Source organism: Burkholderia sp. 9775_39 (assembly GCF_015712225.1).
Classification (GTDB): Bacteria; Pseudomonadota; Gammaproteobacteria; order Burkholderiales; family Burkholderiaceae; genus Burkholderia; species Burkholderia cenocepacia.
Map to the genome: position 1 here is coordinate 236075 of NZ_JACCQC010000001.1, position 19369 is coordinate 255443.

The 19369-nt window shown below is 65.5% G+C and carries 22 protein-coding genes and 2 pseudogenes; 15 read left to right on the forward strand and 9 right to left on the reverse strand.

The window, feature by feature from the left end; all coding sequences use genetic code 11:
• Positions 1-65: 65 nt before the first annotated feature.
• From H0X90_RS00995 to H0X90_RS36150, 4 genes and pseudogenes are all read left to right on the forward strand, one after another.
• Positions 66-839: a carboxymuconolactone decarboxylase family protein gene (locus tag H0X90_RS00995; RefSeq protein WP_338157075.1), complete on the forward strand. Its 774-nt coding sequence runs from the start codon at positions 66-68 to the stop codon at positions 837-839.
• Between the two features lie 28 nt (positions 840-867).
• Positions 868-1605, forward strand: a complete 738-nt coding sequence (locus H0X90_RS01000; protein ID WP_048988565.1) for an SDR family oxidoreductase — start codon at positions 868-870, stop codon at positions 1603-1605.
• Positions 1606-1653: 48 nt separating this feature from the next.
• Positions 1654-1881 (forward strand): tautomerase family protein, encoded by a 228-nt coding sequence (locus H0X90_RS01005; RefSeq protein ID WP_006483372.1) that lies wholly within the window; start codon positions 1654-1656, stop codon positions 1879-1881.
• A gap of 100 nt (positions 1882-1981) precedes the next feature.
• Positions 1982-2127 (forward strand): annotated as a pseudogene (locus H0X90_RS36150) (LysR family transcriptional regulator); the annotation flags it as partial.
• A 41-nt stretch (positions 2128-2168) separates the two neighbouring features.
• On the opposite strand, the gene H0X90_RS01010 reads toward H0X90_RS36150, so the two are convergent.
• The 3 genes from H0X90_RS01010 to H0X90_RS01020 are packed head-to-tail and all read right to left on the reverse strand — an operon-like array spanning position 2169 to position 4421.
• Positions 2169-2534, reverse strand: coding sequence for a hypothetical protein (locus H0X90_RS01010; RefSeq protein WP_077190592.1), 366 nt, complete (start codon positions 2532-2534; stop codon positions 2169-2171).
• The gene (locus H0X90_RS01015) at positions 2531-3478 is read right to left on the reverse strand and encodes an alpha/beta hydrolase (RefSeq protein ID WP_077190594.1); all 948 of its coding nucleotides are present in this window, start codon (positions 3476-3478) and stop codon (positions 2531-2533) included. The genes H0X90_RS01010 and H0X90_RS01015 overlap by 4 nt, the downstream gene beginning before the upstream one ends.
• Before the next feature lie 49 nt (positions 3479-3527).
• On the reverse strand, positions 3528-4421 hold the full coding sequence (locus H0X90_RS01020) for a LysR substrate-binding domain-containing protein (RefSeq protein ID WP_006491561.1): 894 nt from the start codon (positions 4419-4421) through the stop codon (positions 3528-3530).
• 167 nt (positions 4422-4588) lie between these two features.
• Between H0X90_RS01020 and H0X90_RS01025 the strand changes: the two genes are divergently transcribed.
• From H0X90_RS01025 to H0X90_RS01045, 5 genes are all read left to right on the forward strand, one after another.
• Complete coding sequence (locus H0X90_RS01025) at positions 4589-5119, forward strand: hypothetical protein (RefSeq protein ID WP_006497978.1); 531 nt, start codon at positions 4589-4591, stop codon at positions 5117-5119.
• Complete coding sequence (locus H0X90_RS01030) at positions 5112-5438, forward strand: hypothetical protein (protein WP_077190597.1); 327 nt, start codon at positions 5112-5114, stop codon at positions 5436-5438. Before H0X90_RS01025 ends, H0X90_RS01030 begins: the two co-directional genes overlap by 8 nt.
• 18 nt (positions 5439-5456) lie before the next feature.
• Entirely contained in the window at positions 5457-6302 is an 846-nt protein-coding gene (locus tag H0X90_RS01035; protein ID WP_048988567.1) for an MBL fold metallo-hydrolase, read from the forward strand.
• A gap of 257 nt (positions 6303-6559) precedes the next feature.
• Positions 6560-6814: a glyoxalase gene (locus H0X90_RS01040; RefSeq protein WP_227739754.1), complete on the forward strand. Its 255-nt coding sequence runs from the start codon at positions 6560-6562 to the stop codon at positions 6812-6814.
• A gap of 191 nt (positions 6815-7005) precedes the next feature.
• On the forward strand, positions 7006-8571 hold the full coding sequence (locus tag H0X90_RS01045; RefSeq protein ID WP_034203940.1) for a methyl-accepting chemotaxis protein: 1566 nt from the start codon (positions 7006-7008) through the stop codon (positions 8569-8571).
• A 9-nt stretch (positions 8572-8580) separates the two neighbouring features.
• Here the strand turns inward: H0X90_RS01045 and H0X90_RS01050 are convergent, their stop codons facing one another.
• Complete coding sequence (locus H0X90_RS01050) at positions 8581-8988, reverse strand: DUF3224 domain-containing protein (RefSeq protein WP_034203941.1); 408 nt, start codon at positions 8986-8988, stop codon at positions 8581-8583.
• 239 nt (positions 8989-9227) lie between these two features.
• Between H0X90_RS01050 and H0X90_RS01055 the strand changes: the two are divergent.
• A pseudogene (locus H0X90_RS01055) lies at positions 9228-10143 on the forward strand (acetoacetate decarboxylase).
• Between the two features lie 43 nt (positions 10144-10186).
• Entirely contained in the window at positions 10187-11437 is a 1251-nt protein-coding gene (locus tag H0X90_RS01060; RefSeq protein ID WP_034203942.1) for a trans-acting enoyl reductase family protein, read from the forward strand.
• Positions 11438-11519: 82 nt separating this feature from the next.
• On the opposite strand, the gene H0X90_RS01065 is transcribed toward H0X90_RS01060, so the two are convergent.
• Positions 11520-12398 (reverse strand): LysR substrate-binding domain-containing protein, encoded by an 879-nt coding sequence (locus H0X90_RS01065; RefSeq protein WP_062885954.1) that lies wholly within the window; start codon positions 12396-12398, stop codon positions 11520-11522.
• Positions 12399-12530: 132 nt separating this feature from the next.
• On the opposite strand from H0X90_RS01065, the gene H0X90_RS01070 reads away from it, so the two are divergent.
• The gene (locus H0X90_RS01070; RefSeq protein ID WP_077190599.1) at positions 12531-13160 is read left to right on the forward strand and encodes an FMN-dependent NADH-azoreductase; all 630 of its coding nucleotides are present in this window, start codon (positions 12531-12533) and stop codon (positions 13158-13160) included.
• A gap of 34 nt (positions 13161-13194) precedes the next feature.
• Here H0X90_RS01070 and H0X90_RS01075 read toward each other — a convergent pair whose 3' ends face one another.
• Entirely contained in the window at positions 13195-13812 is a 618-nt protein-coding gene (locus H0X90_RS01075; protein ID WP_034203945.1) for a LysE family translocator, read from the reverse strand.
• Between the two features lie 67 nt (positions 13813-13879).
• Here H0X90_RS01075 and H0X90_RS01080 point away from each other — a divergent pair, with 67 nt between their 5' ends.
• Entirely contained in the window at positions 13880-14803 is a 924-nt protein-coding gene (locus H0X90_RS01080; protein ID WP_069352167.1) for a LysR family transcriptional regulator, read from the forward strand.
• An 899-nt stretch (positions 14804-15702) separates the two neighbouring features.
• A complete protein-coding gene (locus H0X90_RS01085) occupies positions 15703-16035 on the forward strand; it encodes a cupin domain-containing protein (protein WP_006483368.1) in 333 nt (110 codons plus the stop codon).
• Between the two features lie 172 nt (positions 16036-16207).
• On the opposite strand, the gene H0X90_RS01090 is transcribed toward H0X90_RS01085, so the two are convergent.
• A complete protein-coding gene (locus H0X90_RS01090; protein WP_006483375.1) occupies positions 16208-16507 on the reverse strand; it encodes an H-NS family nucleoid-associated regulatory protein in 300 nt (99 codons plus the stop codon).
• Positions 16508-16735: 228 nt separating this feature from the next.
• Between H0X90_RS01090 and H0X90_RS01095 the strand changes: the two genes are divergently transcribed.
• Complete coding sequence (locus H0X90_RS01095; RefSeq protein ID WP_006483369.1) at positions 16736-17224, forward strand: RidA family protein; 489 nt, start codon at positions 16736-16738, stop codon at positions 17222-17224.
• A gap of 41 nt (positions 17225-17265) precedes the next feature.
• On the opposite strand, the gene H0X90_RS01100 is transcribed toward H0X90_RS01095, so the two are convergent.
• A complete protein-coding gene (locus H0X90_RS01100) occupies positions 17266-18255 on the reverse strand; it encodes an AraC family transcriptional regulator (protein ID WP_058903851.1) in 990 nt (329 codons plus the stop codon).
• A complete protein-coding gene (locus tag H0X90_RS01105) occupies positions 18252-19310 on the reverse strand; it encodes an NAD-dependent epimerase/dehydratase family protein (RefSeq protein WP_171984172.1) in 1059 nt (352 codons plus the stop codon). Before H0X90_RS01105 ends, H0X90_RS01100 begins: the two co-directional genes overlap by 4 nt.
• Positions 19311-19369: the final 59 nt, after the last annotated feature.

Here is a 19369-nt window from a genome sequence, read left to right on the forward strand (position 1 = left end):
CAACTGGCCCGAACCCGTCACCGATGTGCAATACGGCGCACGGTGACGATCGCACGCGTCGCCCGTTGCGGTTCGTCGCCGCGACGGGCCTGGCGCTGCTCGCCGCCGCGTGCACTCACATGCAAAGGACCGACACCATGCAGGAACCCTTGTCTTCCCCCGATTTGAAAGCGGTCGCCCCGGCCTTCGAGCGATACACGACGCACACCGTGTTCGACGGCTTGTGGAAGCGGCCGCACCTGTCGCCGCGCGATCGCAGCATCGTGACGCTGTCGGTGCTGATCGCCCGCGGCCAGACCGTCGAGATGCCGCTGCATGTCCGCCTCGCGCTGGATCACGGCGTGAAGCCCGCGGAAATATCGGAAATGATCGCGCACCTGGCCTTTTACGCGGGATGGGCCCACGCGAGCGCCGCGTCGATCGTCGTCAAGCACGTCTATGACGAACGCGGCATCGGGCCCGATCAGCTTGCGCCGGCGGACGCCACGCCGCTGCCGCTGAACGAGGCGGCCGAGGCGCAGCGCGCACGGACGGTCGCGGAAAACTTCGGCGCCGTCGCGCCGGGCGTGGTCGAGTACACGACCGATGCGCTGTTTCGCGACCTGTGGCTTCGCCCGGGGCTCGCGCCGCGCGACCGCAGCCTGGTGACGGTGAGTGCGCTCGTCGCCAACGGCCAGGTGGCGCAGATCCCGTATCACCTGAACCGCGCGATGGACAACGGGCTCACGCAGGCCGAGGCATCCGAGGCGTTGACGCAACTGGCGTTCTACGCGGGATGGCCGAACGTCTTTTCGGCGATGCCCGTGTTCAAGGATGTGTTTTCACGGCGCGCGGCGTGACCTGCGCGCAACTGAAGAGAGGAACATCATGACCGACAACATCGACGGCAAGGTCGTCGTTATTACCGGCGCGAGCAGCGGCCTCGGCGAAGAAACCGCGCGGCATCTGGCGCAACGCGGTGCGAAGCTGGTGCTCGGCGCGCGTCGCGTGGACCGGCTGGAGCGGCTCGCCGACGAAATCGGCGCGGGACGGCAAGCGATGCTCGAAACGGACGTCACCGAACGCGACGCAGTCCAGCGCCTGGTCGACCGCGCGGTCAACCTGCACGGCCGCATCGACGTGATGCTGAACAACGCGGGGCTGATGCCGAGCTCGATGCTCGAACGCCTGCACGTCGACGAATGGGACCGGATGATCGACGTCAACATCAAGGGCGTGCTGTATGGCATCGCCGCCGCGCTGCCGCACATGATCCGGCAGAAGGGCGGGCACATCATCAACGTGTCGTCCGTGGCCGGGCACAAGGTCGGCCCGGGCGGCGCCGTGTACGCGGCGACCAAGCATGCGGTGCGCGCGCTGACCGAAGGCTTGCGGCAGGAGGTCAAGCCGCACAACATCCGCACGACCATCCTGTCGCCGGGGGCGGTGGCGACCGAGCTGACCCGGACCATTACCGACCCGGACGTCGCGAAGGGCATGAGCCAGGTGTATCAGCAGGCCATCCCGGCATCGGCGTTCGCGCGCGCGGTGGAATACGCGATGAGCCAGCCCGACGACGTGGACATCAACGAAGTGCTGTTCCGGCCCACGAATCAGGCCTATTGAGTACGGCCGCGCGCATGCGGCCGTTGTCGAATGTCGGAGAAGAACGCTATGCCCCACATCATCGTCAAAGCGTGGCCCGGGAAAACCGAGGAGCAGAAGCAACGTCTGGCGGACGCCATCACACGCGACGTGATGACGATACTCGGTTATGGTCAGGAGTCCGTGTCAGTCGGCTTCGAGGAAATTCCCTCGGATAGGTGGAAGGAAGAAGTCTATCGTCCGGATATCGAGGCGCGTGCCGCAACGCTGTACAAAAAACCGGGCTACCGGATGTAAGCGCGCATCGCAGGCGCGCCGGCTTTGACACAGATCGCTTTGCAAGTGCAAGTCCCCGTGCCGAAGCCACGATGAAGTGCGGCTGCGCCTATGTCGACGCGGCGCGCTCGTCGAGGTGTTGCCGGGGACTGGCGGCCCGAGCCGCTCGCCGCATCGCTCGCCGTCGCTCATCGGCGCAACCTTTCGCCGTGCGTGCGGGCTTTCATGGACTGGATCGGGGGCGTATTGGCGCCGTATCTGGATTAGCGGGGTAGGGGCGACGTGTCGGGGGATGTGGTCCGTTGGCGTTATGCAAACTTGCCGACATCCGCGGCTTCCTTGACGAATCGTCCGGTCGCCAGCAGCGCCTGTTCGATGTCAGCGACGATGGCCCGATTGTTGACCGGCGCGGTCACGCACCATCCCCAGAGATCGTCGTCGATTTCATAGTGGCCGCGGGCATACGACCAATAGCTGAAATAGCGGTCCTGCGACCCGGCGAGCTGCGGGTCGTCGAGGCCGTCCGGATGCGCGAGCCGGACGGAATGCAGCGCATCCCGGAGCATGGCGGCGACGTCGGGAAAGTCGGCCGCACGATGGTCGTCGAGTATTTCGACCAGCAGATCGCTACCGTGATAAACCGGTCGAACCCGGAATCGAATCGTGTGGATCATCGCTCGGTTTTTTGTTGCGGAAACGCGTGGCGCGCGCACCGATCGTCTGGCGATGCCTGAACGAACGCCGCAATGGCTTCCACCACACCGCTTGCCACAGGGAGATCCGGGTTCGAATACGCGGCAAGATTGTCGTCGAGCGTATCCGTGTGAACGGCCTTGAGCACGTGATTGGCATTCGCGACGATCGTCAGCCGGGCGCCTGGACTCGCGTCCTTCAACCGTTGCGCGTCCTGCACGCCCACCTGAATATCGCGCGCGCCCTGCACGATCAGCACCGGTTTCGCATACCCGGCCAGAAGGGCCGCCGGATCGATGGCCAGTTCGCTCATCAGGAACCGCTGAACCTGCGGCCTGAACAACGGCATCAGTGCAGGATCGATCGTGGCTGCGTCGACCGTCTTCCCGGCTTCGAGCGATTCGAGTATCGACATCGCGTTGCCCAGAACGGCGGCATTCGCGGGGTTCGACCGCAGTTGCTGCGTCAACACCTGTGCGAGCGGCCGCCCCGGCGTGGACACGAGGATCAGGCCGTGGATGTCGGCGGTTTGCCGCGCCGCCGACAACGCGACCCATCCTCCCTCGCTATGCCCCAGCACCCATACGCGGCGCGCACCGGTCCGCGCACGGATGGCCGCCACCCACGCGCGGACGTCTGCCGCGTAGTCGTCGATCGTGACGTCGTCCGCTTCCGCGATCGCCGAAGCGCTACCGTACATGCCGCGCTTGTCGATGCGAACCGACGCGATACCTTGGCCGAGCAATCCTTCGGCGAGCAACCGGTAAGTCGATGCCTGAAGGCCGTTTGGTCCGTTGCCGTTCCGGTCGGTCGGACCCGATCCCGGCACGATCAGCACCACCGGAGCATCGCCCGCCGCTGGAGACGACAGCGTGCCGCTCAGCGGGCCGACAGGCCCCGGTATTTCGATTTCCGTCTGCATCATGTGTGAATGACGTTCCTGATCCGTGTGGTGATGAACTTCGGGCACGGCATCAACGTACCGAATCCCGCGCCTCGCCAAGCACCCATTCCGCAAACGCCTGTACCGGCGCCGCGCTCAATTCGATCGGCTCGGGCAGCACGAGGCAGAAGTTTTTTGTCACCGCTTTGCCGTCCGGCCAGGGCGCGACCAGACGCCCTTGCTCAAGCTCGGCCCCGATGTAAAGGCGCGGCACCAGTGCGACACCGAGGCCGGCCAGCGCGGCCTCGATCAGCATCGAATGGAGATCGTATCGCGGGCCGACCGCCGAATTGGTCAGCACGATGCCGGCCTCCTGCGCATAGATCTGCCACGCATCCGGATTCTGCCGCCGGTGAAGGCGCGGGAGCGCATCCAGCGACGGGTTCGCGCCAGCGTCTTCGAGGAGCGACGGGCTGCAGACGGGCACCAGCACCTCTTCCAGCAGCGGATGCAGATGCATGCCGGCCCACGCCGGATGCGCGAAATGAATGGCTGCGTCGAATCCGCTGCCGGCCAGGAGGAACGGCTCCATCCGTTCAGCGATGTGCACGGTGATGGTCGGATGCCGATCCTGAAAGCGCTTCAGCCGGGGGATCAGCCAGCGGGTCGCGAAGGTCGGAATCGCGGCGATATCGAGACTCGCGCCTTCCACGGGCTGGCCCATCAGATACAGGCTGTCCCGTTCCAGCCGATCCAGAATCTCGCGCACCTGCACCGCGTATCGCGTGCCGTTGGGCGCCAGCCGCACGCGGTTGCCGACGCGCTCGAACAGCGTCACGCCCAGAAATGCCTCCAGCCGGCCGATCTGGCGACTGACGGCGCCCTCGGTGCGGGCCAGTTCGTCGGCGGCGCGGGCGAAACTGCCGTGTCGGGCCGCCGCCTCGAAGGCCAGGAGCGCGGAATTGCTCGGAATCTTGCGTCGCATCGGGATCGAGTTGGTGAGTGCGCTCGACGGCCTGCTTGATCAAATATCACTGAAGGCTGATTTTAAGTCGATATCTGCGCGGAAAACAGCAGATTAGCATTACGTCACTGCACTGAATATCCCGCATTCGAAGCCCAGGATGCACATCCGTCACGAAGGACAATCCGATGATCTACACCGTGGAATGCAGCTTCGCCGACCCTGCCAGCGAAGCCGAATGGAATGACTTCTACAGCGCCGACAAGCTGCCGGCCCTCATCTCGGTGACCGGCTTCCACACGTCGCAGCGTTTCAGGGCGGTAAGCGACGGCTGCCCCGTCTACCTGGCCGTTCACACGATCGACGGCCTCGACGTGCTGACCGGAGACGAATATCGGCAGAAGGGCGGCGGCAATTTCGCGCGCTGGCAGCAACACATCACCGACTGGCACCGCAATCTCTACGGCGATATCGGTCGGGCGCCGGCGGTCGATGCCGGCGAATTGCTCGCGCTGAGTGCCGGCGGGCCCGATCCGCTGATCGGGCTGGGCCTGAAGCCGCTGGCCATGCAAGCCGTGGCGCTGGCGCAGTGCCCGGCGCGTCGCTGGCTCGCGGTCCTGCCGCGCCGCGACGCCGCGCTTGCCGGGAACCTGCCGGCCGGCCTCGACCTGTATGCGCCGATGACGCCGCAACTGACGAAGCAGGCCCGCGATGCCTAACGTGACGTTCCATATCGATGCGGACCGCATGCCGCCCGATGCGCGCCTCGCCGAACTGTCCGCCGACTGCGTCGAACTCTGTACGGCGGTTCTCCAGGCAGAAGTCCGGAACGCCCACGTCATTTACGTGGCGGTCCGGCACGGATGCGGGCATCCGGTTTACGCGGAAATCCAGTATCGCGAGGCGTCGTGTCGCCCGCTCGCGGTCATGAGCGCGTTCATGGAAGCGCTGGATCGCGCGATCGTTCGCCGCACGGGCCTGACGGCGCGCATCCGTTGTTTTGGTCATGCCGCGCCGAACCTTCACGCCCGAAACTAGCCGCTGCGGAGAAGCAGGATGTCCAACGTTACGTTTCCCGGCCGGCGTGTCGGGGATTTCACGATCACCGCGATCAGCGACGGCTACCTCACGGCCAGCCTCGATTTCCTGTCGAATATCGACGTGTCCGACGCTACCGCGATGCAGCGCGCGGCCGGGCAGCACGAGCCGTCCGCCGTGCATATCAACTGCTACGTGGTGCGCGGTGCGGGCCGCACGATTCTCGTCGACGCCGGGGCCGGCGGCATCAGGCAATGGGGCGGCCGCCTGATGGACAATTTGCGGCTGGCCGGCATCGACGCTGCCGCGATCGACACCGTCCTGCTCACCCACGCCCATCCCGACCATGTCGGCGGGCTGCTCAATGCCGCCGGACAGGTTGCGTTTCCGAATGCGGAACTCGTCGCGCATCGGCGCGAAGTCGAATTCTGGCGCGACGACGGCAACCTGAGCCGCGCAAGCGAGCGCGCCCGTGGCAATTTCCGGATCGCGCGTCACGCATTCGATGCTTACGGCGACGCGCTCCGGACCGTCGACGAAGGCGAGGTGCTTCCGGGGATTGCTGCGATATCCCTACCGGGACATACCGACGGACACACCGGCTACCTGCTCGAATCCGGCGATCGGGGCCTGCTCGTGTGGGGCGATATCGTGCATTTTCCGCACATCCAGATCGAACGGCCGGACGTCGCAATCGCATTCGATCAGGATGCGTCGCAAGCGGCGACGACGCGTTCGCGGCTGCTGGATCGGGTCAGCTCGGAAGGGCTGCTGATCGCCGGCATGCATCTGGGCGAACCCGGCTTCGCGCGCATCAGGCGAACGCACGGCGAATACGGGCTGTTTTACGAGACCGACGCATGAGGCGATGCACGCGGACGTGCGTGGTCGATACCCGGTGCCCGTGTTGCAGGCTGCCGCTCGAGGAGGACAATCCAGCCTGGACCCTCGTCGGCGGTCGCACGTCATGGCCCCATTCCAGCCCGATGGACGGCATACCGTCACGCCGCGGATCGTCGTTGCGGATCCGCGCAACCTGATCGTCTTCATCCGCGCGGTGTTCGACGCGGAAGGCGAATTCCGTACCGGTTTGCCTGCCGAGATCCGGATCGGCCGCCGTCGTGGTGATCGGCGGCGCAGACGGCCTGCGCGGTCCGATGCCGGCGTTTTTGCACGTGTATGTCCAGGACACCGATTCGACTTGTGGACGGGCGCTCGCGGCGCAAGCGATCCCGCTGGAAGCGCCCGCCGACATGCCGTACCGCGACCGGCGGCCGATGGTGAAGGCTGCGTGGAGAAACGTCTGGCAGATCGCCACGCACCAGCGCGACCTGTCGATCGACGAGATTCGTTCCAGGCTCGGCGGCTGCCGGTAGCCGCGCTGCTGCCTCCTTCCCTCTGTCGCAATCGTCAAGATTCGCGTCGCGTGCGGATAAAAGCCGCCCGTTCCCCGCGCCGTTAACCCGTTCGCAGCCCCCGCGCCTCGTCTTGCGTCACGGCGCGCGTCGTTCGTGTTCCGGAATTCACATTCGCCGCTGGCCGTGCCCGGCCGGCTCAAGGGAACGTCATGCGAAAACAACTCACTATCCGTGGTGGACTCGTCGCGACCATCGCCGGCTACACTGTGCTGCTCGTGCTGGTGGTCGGCGCAGGCATCGCGGCGCTTTATATGGGCAACGGTTCGCTCGAGGCGATGTACCGCGACGATACCGCGTCGCTGCTGCATCTGAAGACCAGCTCCGAGCGAATGCTGGTGCTGCGCGAACGCATGAGCGACGTCGCGCAGATCATCAGCGCCGGCCAGCCCGCGAAGGCGGAAGTCGCGCAACTCCACACGCTGCTCAAGCAGAGCGACGACGAGCTGGACGCGTACACGCGCCTGCATCCGCGCGACGCCGGCGAGCAGGCGCTGTTCGACACGCTGCAGAATCGCCGGCGCGCGCTGCTCGATCGCGTGTTCCTGAAGGCACTGTCGCAGCTCGACGGCGACGACGCGTTCAACTTCCTCGACACCCAGCGCACCGCGCCGCCGGCATTGTTCGCCGCCTACCAGGAGGCGATCGACGCGCTCGAATCGTTCCAGGTCACGCGTCAGAAGGCGCGCTACGATGCGGCCGGTGCGAATTTCCACCGGATCGTATGGGGGATGGGGGCGGTCGCGGTGCTGGCGCTCGTCGTCGGCTTCGTTGCGCAGCGCGTGCTCGCGAAGGCGATCATCGGGCCGATCAATCTCGCGGTCGACCAGTTCGAAAAGATCTCGAAGGGCGACCTGACCGGCACCGTCGTCGTGCCGGGCGAGAACGAGATGGCGTATCTGCTGAATGCGCTGAAGCGGATGCAGGACGGCCTCGTCGAGACCGTCAGCCAGGTGCGCGCGAGCACCGAGACGATCGTCGGCGACGTGCGCACGATCGCGAGCGGCAACGTCGACCTGTCCGCGCGCACCGAGCAGCAGGCCGTGTCGCTGCAGCAGGCGGCCGCGAGCGTCGAGCAACTGACGGCGGCCGTGCGCCAGAACGCGGACAACGCGCGCGATGCGCGCACCTACGTCGAGGGCGCGGCCGGCATTGCATCGCGCGGCGGCGAAGCGATGCAGCGCGTCGTCGAGACGATGTCGGAAATTTCGCACAGCTCGACACGCATCTCCGGCATCGTCGGCGTGATCGAGAGCATCGCGTTCCAGACCAACATCCTCGCGCTGAACGCCGCCGTCGAAGCCGCGCGCGCGGGTGAGCAAGGCCGCGGTTTCGCGGTCGTCGCGAGCGAGGTGCGCGGGCTCGCGCAACGTTGTGCGGCGGCGGCGAAGGAAATCCGCGATCTGATCGGCCATTCCGCGCGACGCGTCGAAGATGGCAGCGGCCTCGTCGCCCTGGCCGGCTCGGCGATGGCCGAGCTGGTTGCGGCGGTCGAGCGCGTCAACACGATCATGGGCGAAACCAGCCAGGCATTCGACGAGCAGTCGTCGGGCATCGAACAGGTGAACGCCGCGGTGATCCAGATGGAGCAGACGATGCAGCGCAATGCCGCACTGGTCGAGGAGGCGGCGGCCGCGGCGCTGTCGCTCGACGAACAGGGCGCGCGGCTGAGTGCGGCGGTCGCGCAGTTCCGTCTGCGCGAAGCGGCGCTCGCGTGACGGGCGCGCTTATTGCGGTGCGTCCGGCAACGCGTAGTCGAAGCGGTACGCATGCCGGCCGTTGTCGATGTCGATGTGCATCGAACCGGACAGCCCGAGCAACTCGTCCGTGCCGGAATCGGGCACGACCGTGATCGACTGCGCCGGCTGCCCGCGCGTCATGGTGGAGCTGTGCTGCAGGACAAAACTGCCCTTGCGTCCGCCGAGCACGCCTGTGACGGTTTCCATCGCCACGTACCCGGCCGAACCCTGAACGCTGCTGCGAAACGCAAGCATTTCGCCTTGGCTGACGGCTTCCAGATCGCCGTGAAAATGCTTGTCCAGCGACATGCGGCCGAGCCCGCTGGATTCGGCGACGCGACTCAGGGATTCCGGATTCAGCTTCACTTCGAATGGACCGCTGGCCTGCAGTTTCATTGGCATTCTCCTCGTTGAATGGGCACTCCGCACTATAAGCCAAGCGGGTTCCGCCGACGGTGACCGAATGCCGGCCGTGTACGGGACGAGCCGTCGCGCCACCGCAGTCCGACATCTTCCTCTACTCATCGCCTTGACCTTGAAGCTGACTTGAAGCTTAGAGTCCATGCTGACGGCAGTGAATCGGCAGGCCGAGGATTTCGCCTGCCACGGTCGAGCATCGACGAGAGGCGACGAACATGGACAGACGTTTTACACAGGTCGAATTCGGGCCGCACACGGTCGACGTGCCCGAGGGCGGGTACTACGACCGGTTCCGGATGAATCCGGACCTGGACGCGGTGGCGCGCGATCCCGCGGCGGGGAACATCGATTTTTTCCGGCGAATTCCGAAGCGTCAGGTGGCATCACGCGTGGGCCCGACCTGGGCGCCGAACTTCTACTACCGTTCCAGCAGCATTCAACTGCTGTTCCTTGCACCGCTCGACCGCTTGCGGACCATGCTGCCGATCCCGCTCGAACCGCTGCGGGCGCTGCCCGGATACGGGCTCGTCGCGCTGACGTTCTTTTCGTATTCGGTCTGCGACAACGATCCGTATGACGAAGTATCGGTCGCGGTGGTCATTCGCCGGCCCGGCGCGACAGGTTCGCACGCGCTGGAACTGATCGACTCGATGCGGCGCCGGAGTTTCTTCGCGCACGTGCTGGCGCTGCCGGTCACGACGGACATTGCGCGGGTACGTGGCGTACACGGCTATCAGTTGCCGAAGTGGCTCGCCGAGATCGACGTGAACATCGATGCCACCGCGCGCGCGTATCGCCGGCCCGGGCGGGCGGCCGGATCTGAGCCTGAGCGTGCCGCTGCCGACGCTGACCCACGTCCCGTCGCAATCGCACATGGGTACGACGACGATGGTCAATCGCATCGACGGCGAATGGCATCAGTCGTCGGTGCAGACCAACATGCTGCCGTTCGCGCAGCGCTTGTTGCCGCGCAACGTCGAGCTGGTGCGGCACGGCGGGCCGCTGAGCCAGTTGCTCGACGGGCTCGGCGCATCCACAATCATGCGTCTCGACGTGGTCAAGGATGCGCAACTGGTCCTGAATCTGCCGACGCCTTTGAGGGCGTTCGACGAATCCGGAAAGCCACGCTAACGATACGGATGCGTGCGACGTGCGCGCACGGAAGGAGTCGTCCATGCCTCAACCGACCTACGATCTCGTCGTATTTGGCGCCACCAGTTTCGTCGGGCAAATCCTGACCCGCTATCTGTCCGACTACCTGTCGGACGCGGGCGCCGGCGATACGTTGCGCTGGGCGATCGCGGGCCGCTCCGACGCGAAGCTCAGGCAGGTCCGGGATACGCTCGGCGCGGCCGGGCAGTCGGTGCCGATCATCGTCGCCGACGCGGCCGACGAAGCGCAGCTTCAGGCACTGTGCGCGCAAACGCGGGTGGTCGTGTCCACCGTCGGCCCCTACGCGCTGTACGGCGAGCCGCTGGTCAGGGTCTGCGCGCAAACCGGCACCGACTATTGCGATCTCACCGGCGAGACGCAGTGGATCAGGCGGATGATCGACCGGTACGAAGCCGCGGCCCGGCAATCGGGCGCGCGCATCGTGCATTGCTGCGGCTTCGATTCGGTGCCTTCCGACATGGGCGTGTTCTTCCTGCAGCAACAGGCGCGGCAGCAATGGGGCGAGCCGGCCGCTCATGTGAAGATGCGCGTCAAAACGCTGAAGGGCGGTGCGTCGGGCGGCACCGTGGCCAGCGTGATCAACGTCGTGCGCGAGGCGGCGGCGGATCCGGCATTGCGCCGCGAACTGCTCGATCCTTATTCGTTGTGCCCGCAACGGCATGGTTTCACGGTGCGGCAGCACGCGGTGCGATCCGCCGAATTCGATCGCGACTGCGGCGCGTGGATCGCACCGTTCGTGATGGCCGCGATCAACGAGCGCGTCGTGCACCGCTCCAATGCGCTGGCGGGCAATGCGTACGGCAGCCGCTTCACCTATGACGAGGCCGTGATGACGGGCACGGGCCTGAAAGGACGCGTGACCGCGCTGACGATGGTGGCGGGCCTCGGCGCATTCATGGTGGGCGTCCTCATCGGGCCGGTGCGCGGCCTGATGGCGCGCTTCCTGCTGCCGAAACCCGGCGAGGGGCCGAGCGTCGACGCTCAACGGGCCGGCCGCTACGATTTGCGCTTCTTCGGCCGCACCGACGACGGGCGAATCTTGCGCGTGAAAGTCACCGGCGATCGCGATCCCGGCTACGGCTCCACCGGCAAGATGCTCGGTCAGGCCGCGCTCGGCCTCGCGCTCGATTGCCGCCGCGACGGCGTGAAGACCGGCCGCGGCGGCGGTTTCTGGACGCCCGCGACGATGTTCGACGAGCGCTATATCGAGCGCCTGGTTCGCCATGCCGGCTTGCGTTTCGAGGTGATTTGAAGGCAGTCGCCATCCGCTATTCGAGCCGGGCGGGACGCCATGCAGGGGCCGGCGCCGGCGGGACGCCCGCGGGCGCTGCCCGCTACGCCCGGTTGCGCGTGCTTGCTCCGGTGCGGGCGGCCGTTTCGTCCAGGATCATTGCGGCGAATTCGACGGCCGCCGGCATCCGCGCGTCGTGCATCATCACGAATTCCATCTCCGGCAGCGCCGGCAAGCCTTCGGGCAAGCCGAGTTCGCGAAGCGTGTCGTCGATCGCGCTGCGCGGCACCGGTGCGATCGCGATGCCGGCCCGTGCGAAGGTCCGGATGCCGGTCACGCTCGGGCTTTCGCACGCGATCCGGTAACGCATGCCGGCCAGCGCGAGCGCCTTGATGGCGGCGCCGCGATACGGGCATGGATCGGGGAAGCACGCGAGCGGCACGTCGCCTTCCGGCAGCGGCTCATGCCGCGCGAACGCCCAGACGAGCGGCTCTTGCCACAGCGTCGCGCCATGGCCCGAGTGCGAGCACCGGCTGCCGATCACGAGATCGAATTCGCCGTCGGCATGCCGTCGAAACAGGCTGTCGCCGATATCGACGACGAGCTCCAGCCGCAGGCCGCGTCGCGCGGCGCCATGGCGGCGCATCAGGTCCGGCAGCCAGCCGCCTGCGAAATCCTCCGACACGCCGATCCGCAGCTTGACGTCGACCGCGTTACCCGTTCCCAGCCTGGCGCGCGCTTCCGCGCTCAGGTTGAGCATCGCACGCGCGTAGCCGAGCAGCGTTTCGCCGTGTGGGGTGAGCGTCACGCTGCGCGTATTGCGCACGAGCAGTGTCTGGCCGACCTGTTGCTCGAGGCGCACGATCTGCGCGCTGACCGCGGACTGGCTGAGGTTCAGCCGGCGCCCGGCGCCGGTGAAGCTGCGCACGTCGGCGACTGCAACGAACGTATGAAGCAGCGCGGTGTCGAGAGGAGGGTTCATTCATCACCAATCCGGGTCAATTCGATCAATTAATATCGTTTCCGGATTATAGGCCGACCCGCTAGGCTGCGAAGTGCAGTGGGCGAGCGCGCATCCCGCGCGCCGTCGTCACTTCTGGCAAGGACCGGCGTCATGACACGCGTGCTCTATATCGAAGGCTCACCCAACAAGGCATATTCGGCGTCCATCGAGGTATGCGACGCGTTTCTCGACACATACCGGCAAGTGCATCCCGATCACGAGATTCGGAAGCTCGATATCTGGGATCTGCCGATGCCCGAGTTCGATGCCGCCGCGCTGGCCGCGAAATATGCGGGATTGAGCGGCACGGCATTGACGCCGGAGCAGGCGGCAGCGTGGCGGCAGATCGAGCGGCTCGCGGCGCCGTTCCACGCAGCGGACAAGTTCCTGTTCGGCGTGCCGCTGTGGAATTTCAGCATTCCGTACAAACTCAAGCACCTGATCGACGTGATCTCGCAGAAGGATGTGTTGTTCACGTTCGATGCAGCGGGTTTTGCCGGCAAGCTGATCGGCAAAAAGGCGGCGGTGGTCTACGCGCGCGGGCTGGCCTATCAGTCGCCGGGGTCGTTGACGCCGGCTGCCGAGTTCGATCTGCAGCGCCCTTACATGGAAACGTGGCTCAGGTTCGTGGGCGTGACGGACGTCACCGGGATCATCGTCGAGCGCACGTTGTTCCCGGACGGGAAGGTCGACCGCAGCCGCGCGATCGACGAAGCGCGGGCGATTGCGCGCACGTTCTGATGTCGCCGCGCGCTGCATCCGCGCGGGCCGAGGGTCAGCGCCCGCCGCGTGCGATGGCGAGCGCGACGCCGAAGCTCACCAGCAGGCATCCGAACGTGCGATCGATCCAGTGCCGCAGCGACAGCAGGCGATCGCGGACGGCCGTGGCGGAGAAACAGATCGCCACGAGGCTGAACCAGCCGGCATGTGCGGCCGCGATGAATGCGCCGTAACCGATCTGCACGATCAGCGGCGTGTCGGGGCGCACGGCCTGCATGAACAGGCTGACGATGAACACCGTGGTTTTGGGATTCAGCGCGTTGGTCAGAAAGCCCGTGCGCAGCGCGGCGAGATCGGACAGCGGCGCCACGCGGGTGTCGGCTTGCGCGTCGCCGGCTTTCGTCATGAGCATCTTTGCGCCGAGGTAGATCAGGTACATCGCGCCGATCAGCTTGACGGCGTTGAAGAGCCACAGCGATTGTCGGATCAGGAGCCCGACGCCCAGCAGCGTGTAGCTCACGTGGACCGTCACGCCGAGCCCGATTCCGCATGCGGTGAACACGCCGGAACGACGCGACAGCATCAGGCTGTTGCGCGTGACCATCGCGAAGTCAGGCCCCGGGCTGATGACGGCCAGCAGCGTAATGGTGACTACGACTATCAGTTCGGTCATGGTGTTGCTCCAGCGATGAATGGGTTGATGGCACAATCGTATCCATCATGCTTCATCGGGGAAAACGATGTTTTCTGACCAGAATGGTGAGTCTGAATCACAGTCGATTCGGACGAACCTGCCGTCGCTGATGGCGCTGCGTTGTTTCGAGGCGGCGGCGCGTCACGAGAATTTCAGCCGCGCGGCCGACGAGCTGTGCCTGACCCATGGCGCGGTCAGCCGCGCGGTACGTCTGCTCGAGGACGACCTGGGCGTGGCGCTGTTCGAGCGACGCAGTCGTCGCGTGTTCCTGACCGATGCCGGCCGCACGCTCGCCCAGGCCGTCCATGATGGCCTGGGGCTGATGCGTCACGCCGCCCACGCATTGCGCACCGAGGCCGCCCGTGCGCGACGTCCGGTCCTGTCGTGCGAGCCGACGCTCCTGATGCGCTGGCTGATTCCGCGCTGGCCGGATTTCCAGGCGCGGCATGCGGGCGTCGATATCCATCTGGCCGCCGCGGGCGGGCCGTTCTCGTTCGACGACGGTATCGACATGGCGATTCGTCGCAACGATTTCGCGTGGCCGGCCGGGTATCACGCGGAACATCTGTTCGCCGAACGGGTGGGGCCGGTTTGCCGGCCGGACAGGGTCGGCGCGTGGTTTGCATCGCGTCGCGGCGGCCGCGCGTTGAAGCCCGACGCTGCGCTGCTGCATACGCGGACCCGGCCGGACGCATGGCACGCGTGGGCGGCGGCGGCGAAGCAGCCGGCCGCGAACGGGCGCGGGCAGCGGTTCGATCACTTCTACTTCAGTCTGCAGGCGGCCGTCGCGGGGCTTGGGGTGGCGATCGGGCCGTGGCATCTGGTGCGCGACGACATCGAAAGCGGTGTGCTGGTTGCGCCGATGGGGTTCGTCGAGGATGGATCCGATTACTACCTGTTGACGCCGGCGCCGGTGGCGGACGGGAGTGCGCAGGCGGCGTTGCTGGGCTGGTTGAGGGGACGGGTTTGACGGCGGTTGCCAAGCGGGCCTTCAAACAGGCGGCGAAGCGTGTGCCCGAAGCGCCGGGGTGATTCAGGCGATGGCAGGCGTGGCATGCCTCGCCGCTGTCAACGGACCGGCACGGACCGGTCGTCGCGTTGAACCAGGACTCGTGCCGCCCGCACGAGATGGCGATTGATCGTCGGAATCAGCGAGACGGGAATCTCGTGAGGGCCGGCAGTTCGAAAATCGGCTACGTGCATGAGATGAACCAACCCGACGTTGAACTGAACGAATGCTTCGATGTCCGGGTCGTCCCGGATCGCGCTGCCCGAGCGCAAGGAAAGTTCAGTCGACGATATAGCACTCGCGGATTTTTTGGATTGTGGCAAGTTCGTCGAGCGGCTTCAAGGTCGCCTTGGGCAGGAAGCGACGACTGTCTCTGTATCCGGAATGGGCAGTGCAGTGGTTCCGCGCTACGCTCGTCGGCATTGATCGACGCAGATGGCAGACTGGTCTTTGCCGAATTCAATTGCACGCGACGCGGGGTTTTCCCGGGAACAAGCCGTCGCGATCGACATTGCAGGCGACGAACAGAGTTGGCGCAAAGATCGACATCGTCACCATTGCGTGCAAACCTGAGTGTTGCAAGGGCAATACCGGATAGCCGGCCAGACGCACGGGCGTGGCAGATTTCGACCGGCTTTGCCGAAATGGCGCATGATGGCGTGCGCGTCGCTAAAAGATCGTTGCGATGTGCTTTATCGAACCCGTGAATGAGTGTGGATAAAGTTGCACTCATTCTTCATCTTTTTTACAAAACATTTAACGACGCGCGTGCAACCCCGGGCGATGTCGGGCAGCAGCGAACATTTCCCGTCGCCTTTAAACCCGCATCTTTACCCGACCATCCACGACGAGGCGTGGCGATGCTACTTCAAACCGGTAATTTATTCAGCGCCGAAGGGCGGCGCGGCGGCGACGAGCGAATCGACATGCTGGTCACGGGCCCGCACGTGAACGTCGAGCGAATCGTATCGATGGGGCATGCGAGCCCGGACGGGTTTTGGTATGACGACTCGCGCGCCGAATGGGTCGTGCTGCTGTCCGGCGCGGCCGTGCTCGAATTCGAAGCGGATGCAACGCGGCTCGATATGCGCGCGGGAGATTACGTGCTGATCGAGCCGCATTGCCGTCATCGTGTCGCGTGGACGCATGACGAAATGCAAACCGTCTGGCTTGCGATCTATTACGAACGCTGAAGAAAGGATTGGCGTGCGGCACGATCGGTCGATTGACCCGTGCGCGACACGCCGATCGGGCAAAACCTCGTCAACCGGAACGGCCTTGGAAACCCGCCGGTATCGATGCCCGACTCAATGCCCAAATCGCCGGACAGCGCGTTGAATCGCGCGCCGGATCATGCCGGCAATCTTATTCCTGGATCAGGAATCGATTGCGATTCTTCGCATCCTTGATCCATGCGGGCGCGCGACCGCGGCCCGACCAGGTCGCGCCGGTCTTCGGATCGCGATACTTTGCCTGCACGGGAGCGCCCGCTTGTTTGGCCGGCCGACCGCGGCGCGTACCGAAAATGTCTTTTTCGGTAATGCCGTATTCCGCGACTTTGGTGCGGATGTCGTCGACGATCGCCTGGAATTCAGCGACGCGCGCTGCTTCGGCTTTCTCGGCCAAAGCGTCCATTTGAGCTTTCAGTTCCTTGTAAGTTGCCATATATCACTCTTCAGGTTGTGTCCATACATGATAGCGGTTTCAACCGGAAATGATAAAGAAAATTGCGCCGACTACGAATTCCATTGCCGATATGGCAATGCACGACTGCTTCGAACACCTGAGAAGTGGTTTGACTTGAATCGTTTGCGTCCGATCTTCTCCGGCGAGACACGCTGCGGAGACTCAATTATTCTTTATCTTTTTTCAGAGGGATTGGGGAATTCACTGATGAACAGGGATGACACGCTGAAACAGGTTGCAGCCGAATTCGGATTCGATCCGGACGAAACGATCAGGATCGGCGGAAAGTACACGCCCGTGCTGGTCGACGGAAGCACGGCCTACATTGCCGGCCAGGTGCCGCGTATCGGGGAAGTGGTGCATTTCGTCGGCGTCGTGGGCGAATCCGTTTCGCTGGACGATGGCCGCCGCGCGGCCGGCATCTCGGCGCTGCGCGCGCTGTCGCTGATCCGCAAGCATTGCGGCACGCTCGATGCGATCGCGACGGTGCCGCGCATGACCGTGTACGTGCGCAGCGCGCCCGGCTTCACGATGCAAAGCGAAGTGGCCGACGGCGCGTCCGACGTGTTGTACGCGGTGCTCGGCGACGCCGGCGTCCATACGCGTTCGTCGGTCGGCGTGCTGCAATTGCCGAAGGGTGCATCGGTCGAAGCGGATTTCATTTTCGGGCTGAACCGCGGCGGTGCCGCTGGTTGATTCGCCGTGGCTGGGCGACGGAACGCGCCGCCTGGCGTCGATCAGCGCGCCGTGCGCGAACGGGCGGCTTCGGGCGTCATTCCGGTCCATTCACTGAATGCGCGGAAGAACGAATTCGGATCCTGGTAGCCGAGCAGGAAAGCGATCTGACTGTAGGGCAGATCCGAGCGATCGAGGTAATGCCACGCGAGCTTCTCGCGAACTTCCGCGAGCAGCGTTTTGAAGTTCGCGCCTTCGTCGCCGAGCCGCCGCTGCAGCGTCCGCTTGCTGATCGCGAGCGTTCGGGCGACGCCGTCCGTGGTGGCGAGCCCGCCCGGAATCAATTCGAGCAGCGCCGCGCGCACGCGCTCGACGATGCCGGCTTCGGCCGACAACGCGTCGAGGCGGCGGCGCAGGTCGGGCTCGAAAATCTGCCACATCGCATGGTTCGCGGTCACGAACGGACGCCGCGCATCCTGCAGCGCCACGCTGACGGAAGGCGCATCGCCGTACTGTGGCGTCACGCCGAAAAAGCGCGCATAGCCGGGATGCGGGCGAACGTCGCGCGGCAGCGTGACGGCGCGCGCCGGCAACTCGGTGCGGGTCGCGAGCCGTGCCAGTTTCACGAAGAAGCCGAGTTCGGCCGCGACCAGCATGCCGGGCGGCGGCACCTCGCGTTCCAGGAAGTCGACGGCGAGGGTGAGCGCGTCGGCCTCGTGCGACACACGCAACCGGATCGGGCCGATCAGCGGCTTGAACTGGCCGATCCGCCGGATCGCGATCTCCAGGTTGGGGCTGCACAACGCGGCGAACAGCGGCGGATCGAAGGCTTCGACCGAGAGCAGATCGAGGATGCGCAGTGCGACGGCCGGCATGTTCGCCATGTCCTCCATCGCACGCCACATGCGGAAGTACTCGCGGGTCGTCAGCCCGTTCTCCGGCCGCGTGAACAGATCGGCAGGCAATTGCGCGTGCCGCAGCAGTTCGTCGGCGCGCAGGCCGAGGTCAACCATCACGACCTGCCAGCCCGGCGAAATCGCGAAGCGGTTCATCGCCGCAATTGCCCGGTTTCGACGAGTTGCTGAAAGAAATCGTTCATCGACTCGGCGAGCGGGCGATAGCGGATCCCCAGTTCGTTGCGGCTGCGGCTGTTGTCGGCGCGCCAGGGCAGCCCGATGTTGCGGGCGACCACGCGGCGCGTCACGCTTTTGTTCGCGAGCGGGCCGATCAGCCACACCAGCCATTTGGGCAGGATGCGCCGCGGAATCGGGTAGTCGGCGCCATACCGTTCCAGCAGCGTGGCGGCCATCGCCGGCAGGCTCGTGTCGTGCGCCGACACGATGTAGCGGCCGTTGGCGTTCGGCAGGAACGCCGCACGCAGATGCGCGTCGGCCACGTCGCGGACATCCACCGCGCCCAGGCCGAGATCCGGCACGCCGGCCTTCATCGTGCCGTTGCCCATCTGCCGCACGATCTCGAAGCTTTCCGATGTCGCATACGGGTTGATGCCGGGCCCGATCACGAGCGACGGATTGATGGTCACGAGATCCCAGCGTTGCTGCTGGCGGGCGATCTTCCACGCTTCGCGCTCGGCAACCGTCTTCGAATACGAATAGGGCTGATGGGTCAGCGACGAACTGGTGTTCCAGATCGCTTCGGTGAACACACCACCGGGTGTTGCGGCGAGATCGGCGTTGTCGCCGTAGATCGCGGCGCAACTGCTGGTCAGCACGACGCGCCGCACCGACGGCGTGCGGTTGGCCGTCTCGAGCACGTTGCGCGTGCCGAGCAGCGCCGGATCGACCAGCTCCTTCTGCGGATCGGTGACCGTGACGGTGAACGGCGACGCGGTATGGAACACGGTCCCGCAACCGGCCATCGCGTCGGCATATGACCCGGGTTCGAGCAGGTCGGCGCGGAAATAGCGGATCGTGCCGGGCTTGCCGGCCGCGATGCGCTGCAGATGCTCGAGCTTGTCGGGGCTGTCGGGGTCGCGCACGGCCGCATGGACCGTCAGGCCGGCCTCGAGCAGCCGCTGCACGAGCCAGCCCGCGACGTAGCCGGTTGCGCCCGTCACCATGACGGGCAGGTCGGTATCGATATTCATGGACGGGATTCCGTTGCAGAGATGATGCGCCATGATGCCGCCTTTTGCGCGCCACTTCA

Bases quoted from the DNA above. Each gene is read 5' to 3' on its own strand.
- H0X90_RS01000 (WP_048988565.1), top strand. From the start codon at position 868: ATGACCGACAACATCGACGGCAAGGTCGTCGTTATTACCGGCGCGAGC.
- H0X90_RS01005 (WP_006483372.1), top strand. From the start codon at position 1,654: ATGCCCCACATCATCGTCAAAGCGTGGCCCGGGAAAACCGAGGAGCAG.
- H0X90_RS01010 (WP_077190592.1), bottom strand. From the start codon at position 2,534: ATGATCCACACGATTCGATTCCGGGTTCGACCGGTTTATCACGGTAGC.
- H0X90_RS01015 (WP_077190594.1), bottom strand. From the start codon at position 3,478: ATGATGCAGACGGAAATCGAAATACCGGGGCCTGTCGGCCCGCTGAGC.
- H0X90_RS01020 (WP_006491561.1), bottom strand. From the start codon at position 4,421: ATGCGACGCAAGATTCCGAGCAATTCCGCGCTCCTGGCCTTCGAGGCG.
- H0X90_RS01025 (WP_006497978.1), top strand. From the start codon at position 4,589: ATGATCTACACCGTGGAATGCAGCTTCGCCGACCCTGCCAGCGAAGCC.
- H0X90_RS01030 (WP_077190597.1), top strand. From the start codon at position 5,112: ATGCCTAACGTGACGTTCCATATCGATGCGGACCGCATGCCGCCCGAT.
- H0X90_RS01035 (WP_048988567.1), top strand. From the start codon at position 5,457: ATGTCCAACGTTACGTTTCCCGGCCGGCGTGTCGGGGATTTCACGATC.
- H0X90_RS01045 (WP_034203940.1), top strand. From the start codon at position 7,006: ATGCGAAAACAACTCACTATCCGTGGTGGACTCGTCGCGACCATCGCC.
- H0X90_RS01050 (WP_034203941.1), bottom strand. From the start codon at position 8,988: ATGAAACTGCAGGCCAGCGGTCCATTCGAAGTGAAGCTGAATCCGGAA.
- H0X90_RS01060 (WP_034203942.1), top strand. From the start codon at position 10,187: ATGCCTCAACCGACCTACGATCTCGTCGTATTTGGCGCCACCAGTTTC.
- H0X90_RS01065 (WP_062885954.1), bottom strand. From the start codon at position 12,398: ATGAACCCTCCTCTCGACACCGCGCTGCTTCATACGTTCGTTGCAGTC.
- H0X90_RS01070 (WP_077190599.1), top strand. From the start codon at position 12,531: ATGACACGCGTGCTCTATATCGAAGGCTCACCCAACAAGGCATATTCG.
- H0X90_RS01075 (WP_034203945.1), bottom strand. From the start codon at position 13,812: ATGACCGAACTGATAGTCGTAGTCACCATTACGCTGCTGGCCGTCATC.
- H0X90_RS01080 (WP_069352167.1), top strand. From the start codon at position 13,880: ATGTTTTCTGACCAGAATGGTGAGTCTGAATCACAGTCGATTCGGACG.
- H0X90_RS01085 (WP_006483368.1), top strand. From the start codon at position 15,703: ATGCTACTTCAAACCGGTAATTTATTCAGCGCCGAAGGGCGGCGCGGC.
- H0X90_RS01090 (WP_006483375.1), bottom strand. From the start codon at position 16,507: ATGGCAACTTACAAGGAACTGAAAGCTCAAATGGACGCTTTGGCCGAG.
- H0X90_RS01095 (WP_006483369.1), top strand. From the start codon at position 16,736: ATGAACAGGGATGACACGCTGAAACAGGTTGCAGCCGAATTCGGATTC.
- H0X90_RS01100 (WP_058903851.1), bottom strand. From the start codon at position 18,255: ATGAACCGCTTCGCGATTTCGCCGGGCTGGCAGGTCGTGATGGTTGAC.
- H0X90_RS01105 (WP_171984172.1), bottom strand. From the start codon at position 19,310: ATGAATATCGATACCGACCTGCCCGTCATGGTGACGGGCGCAACCGGC.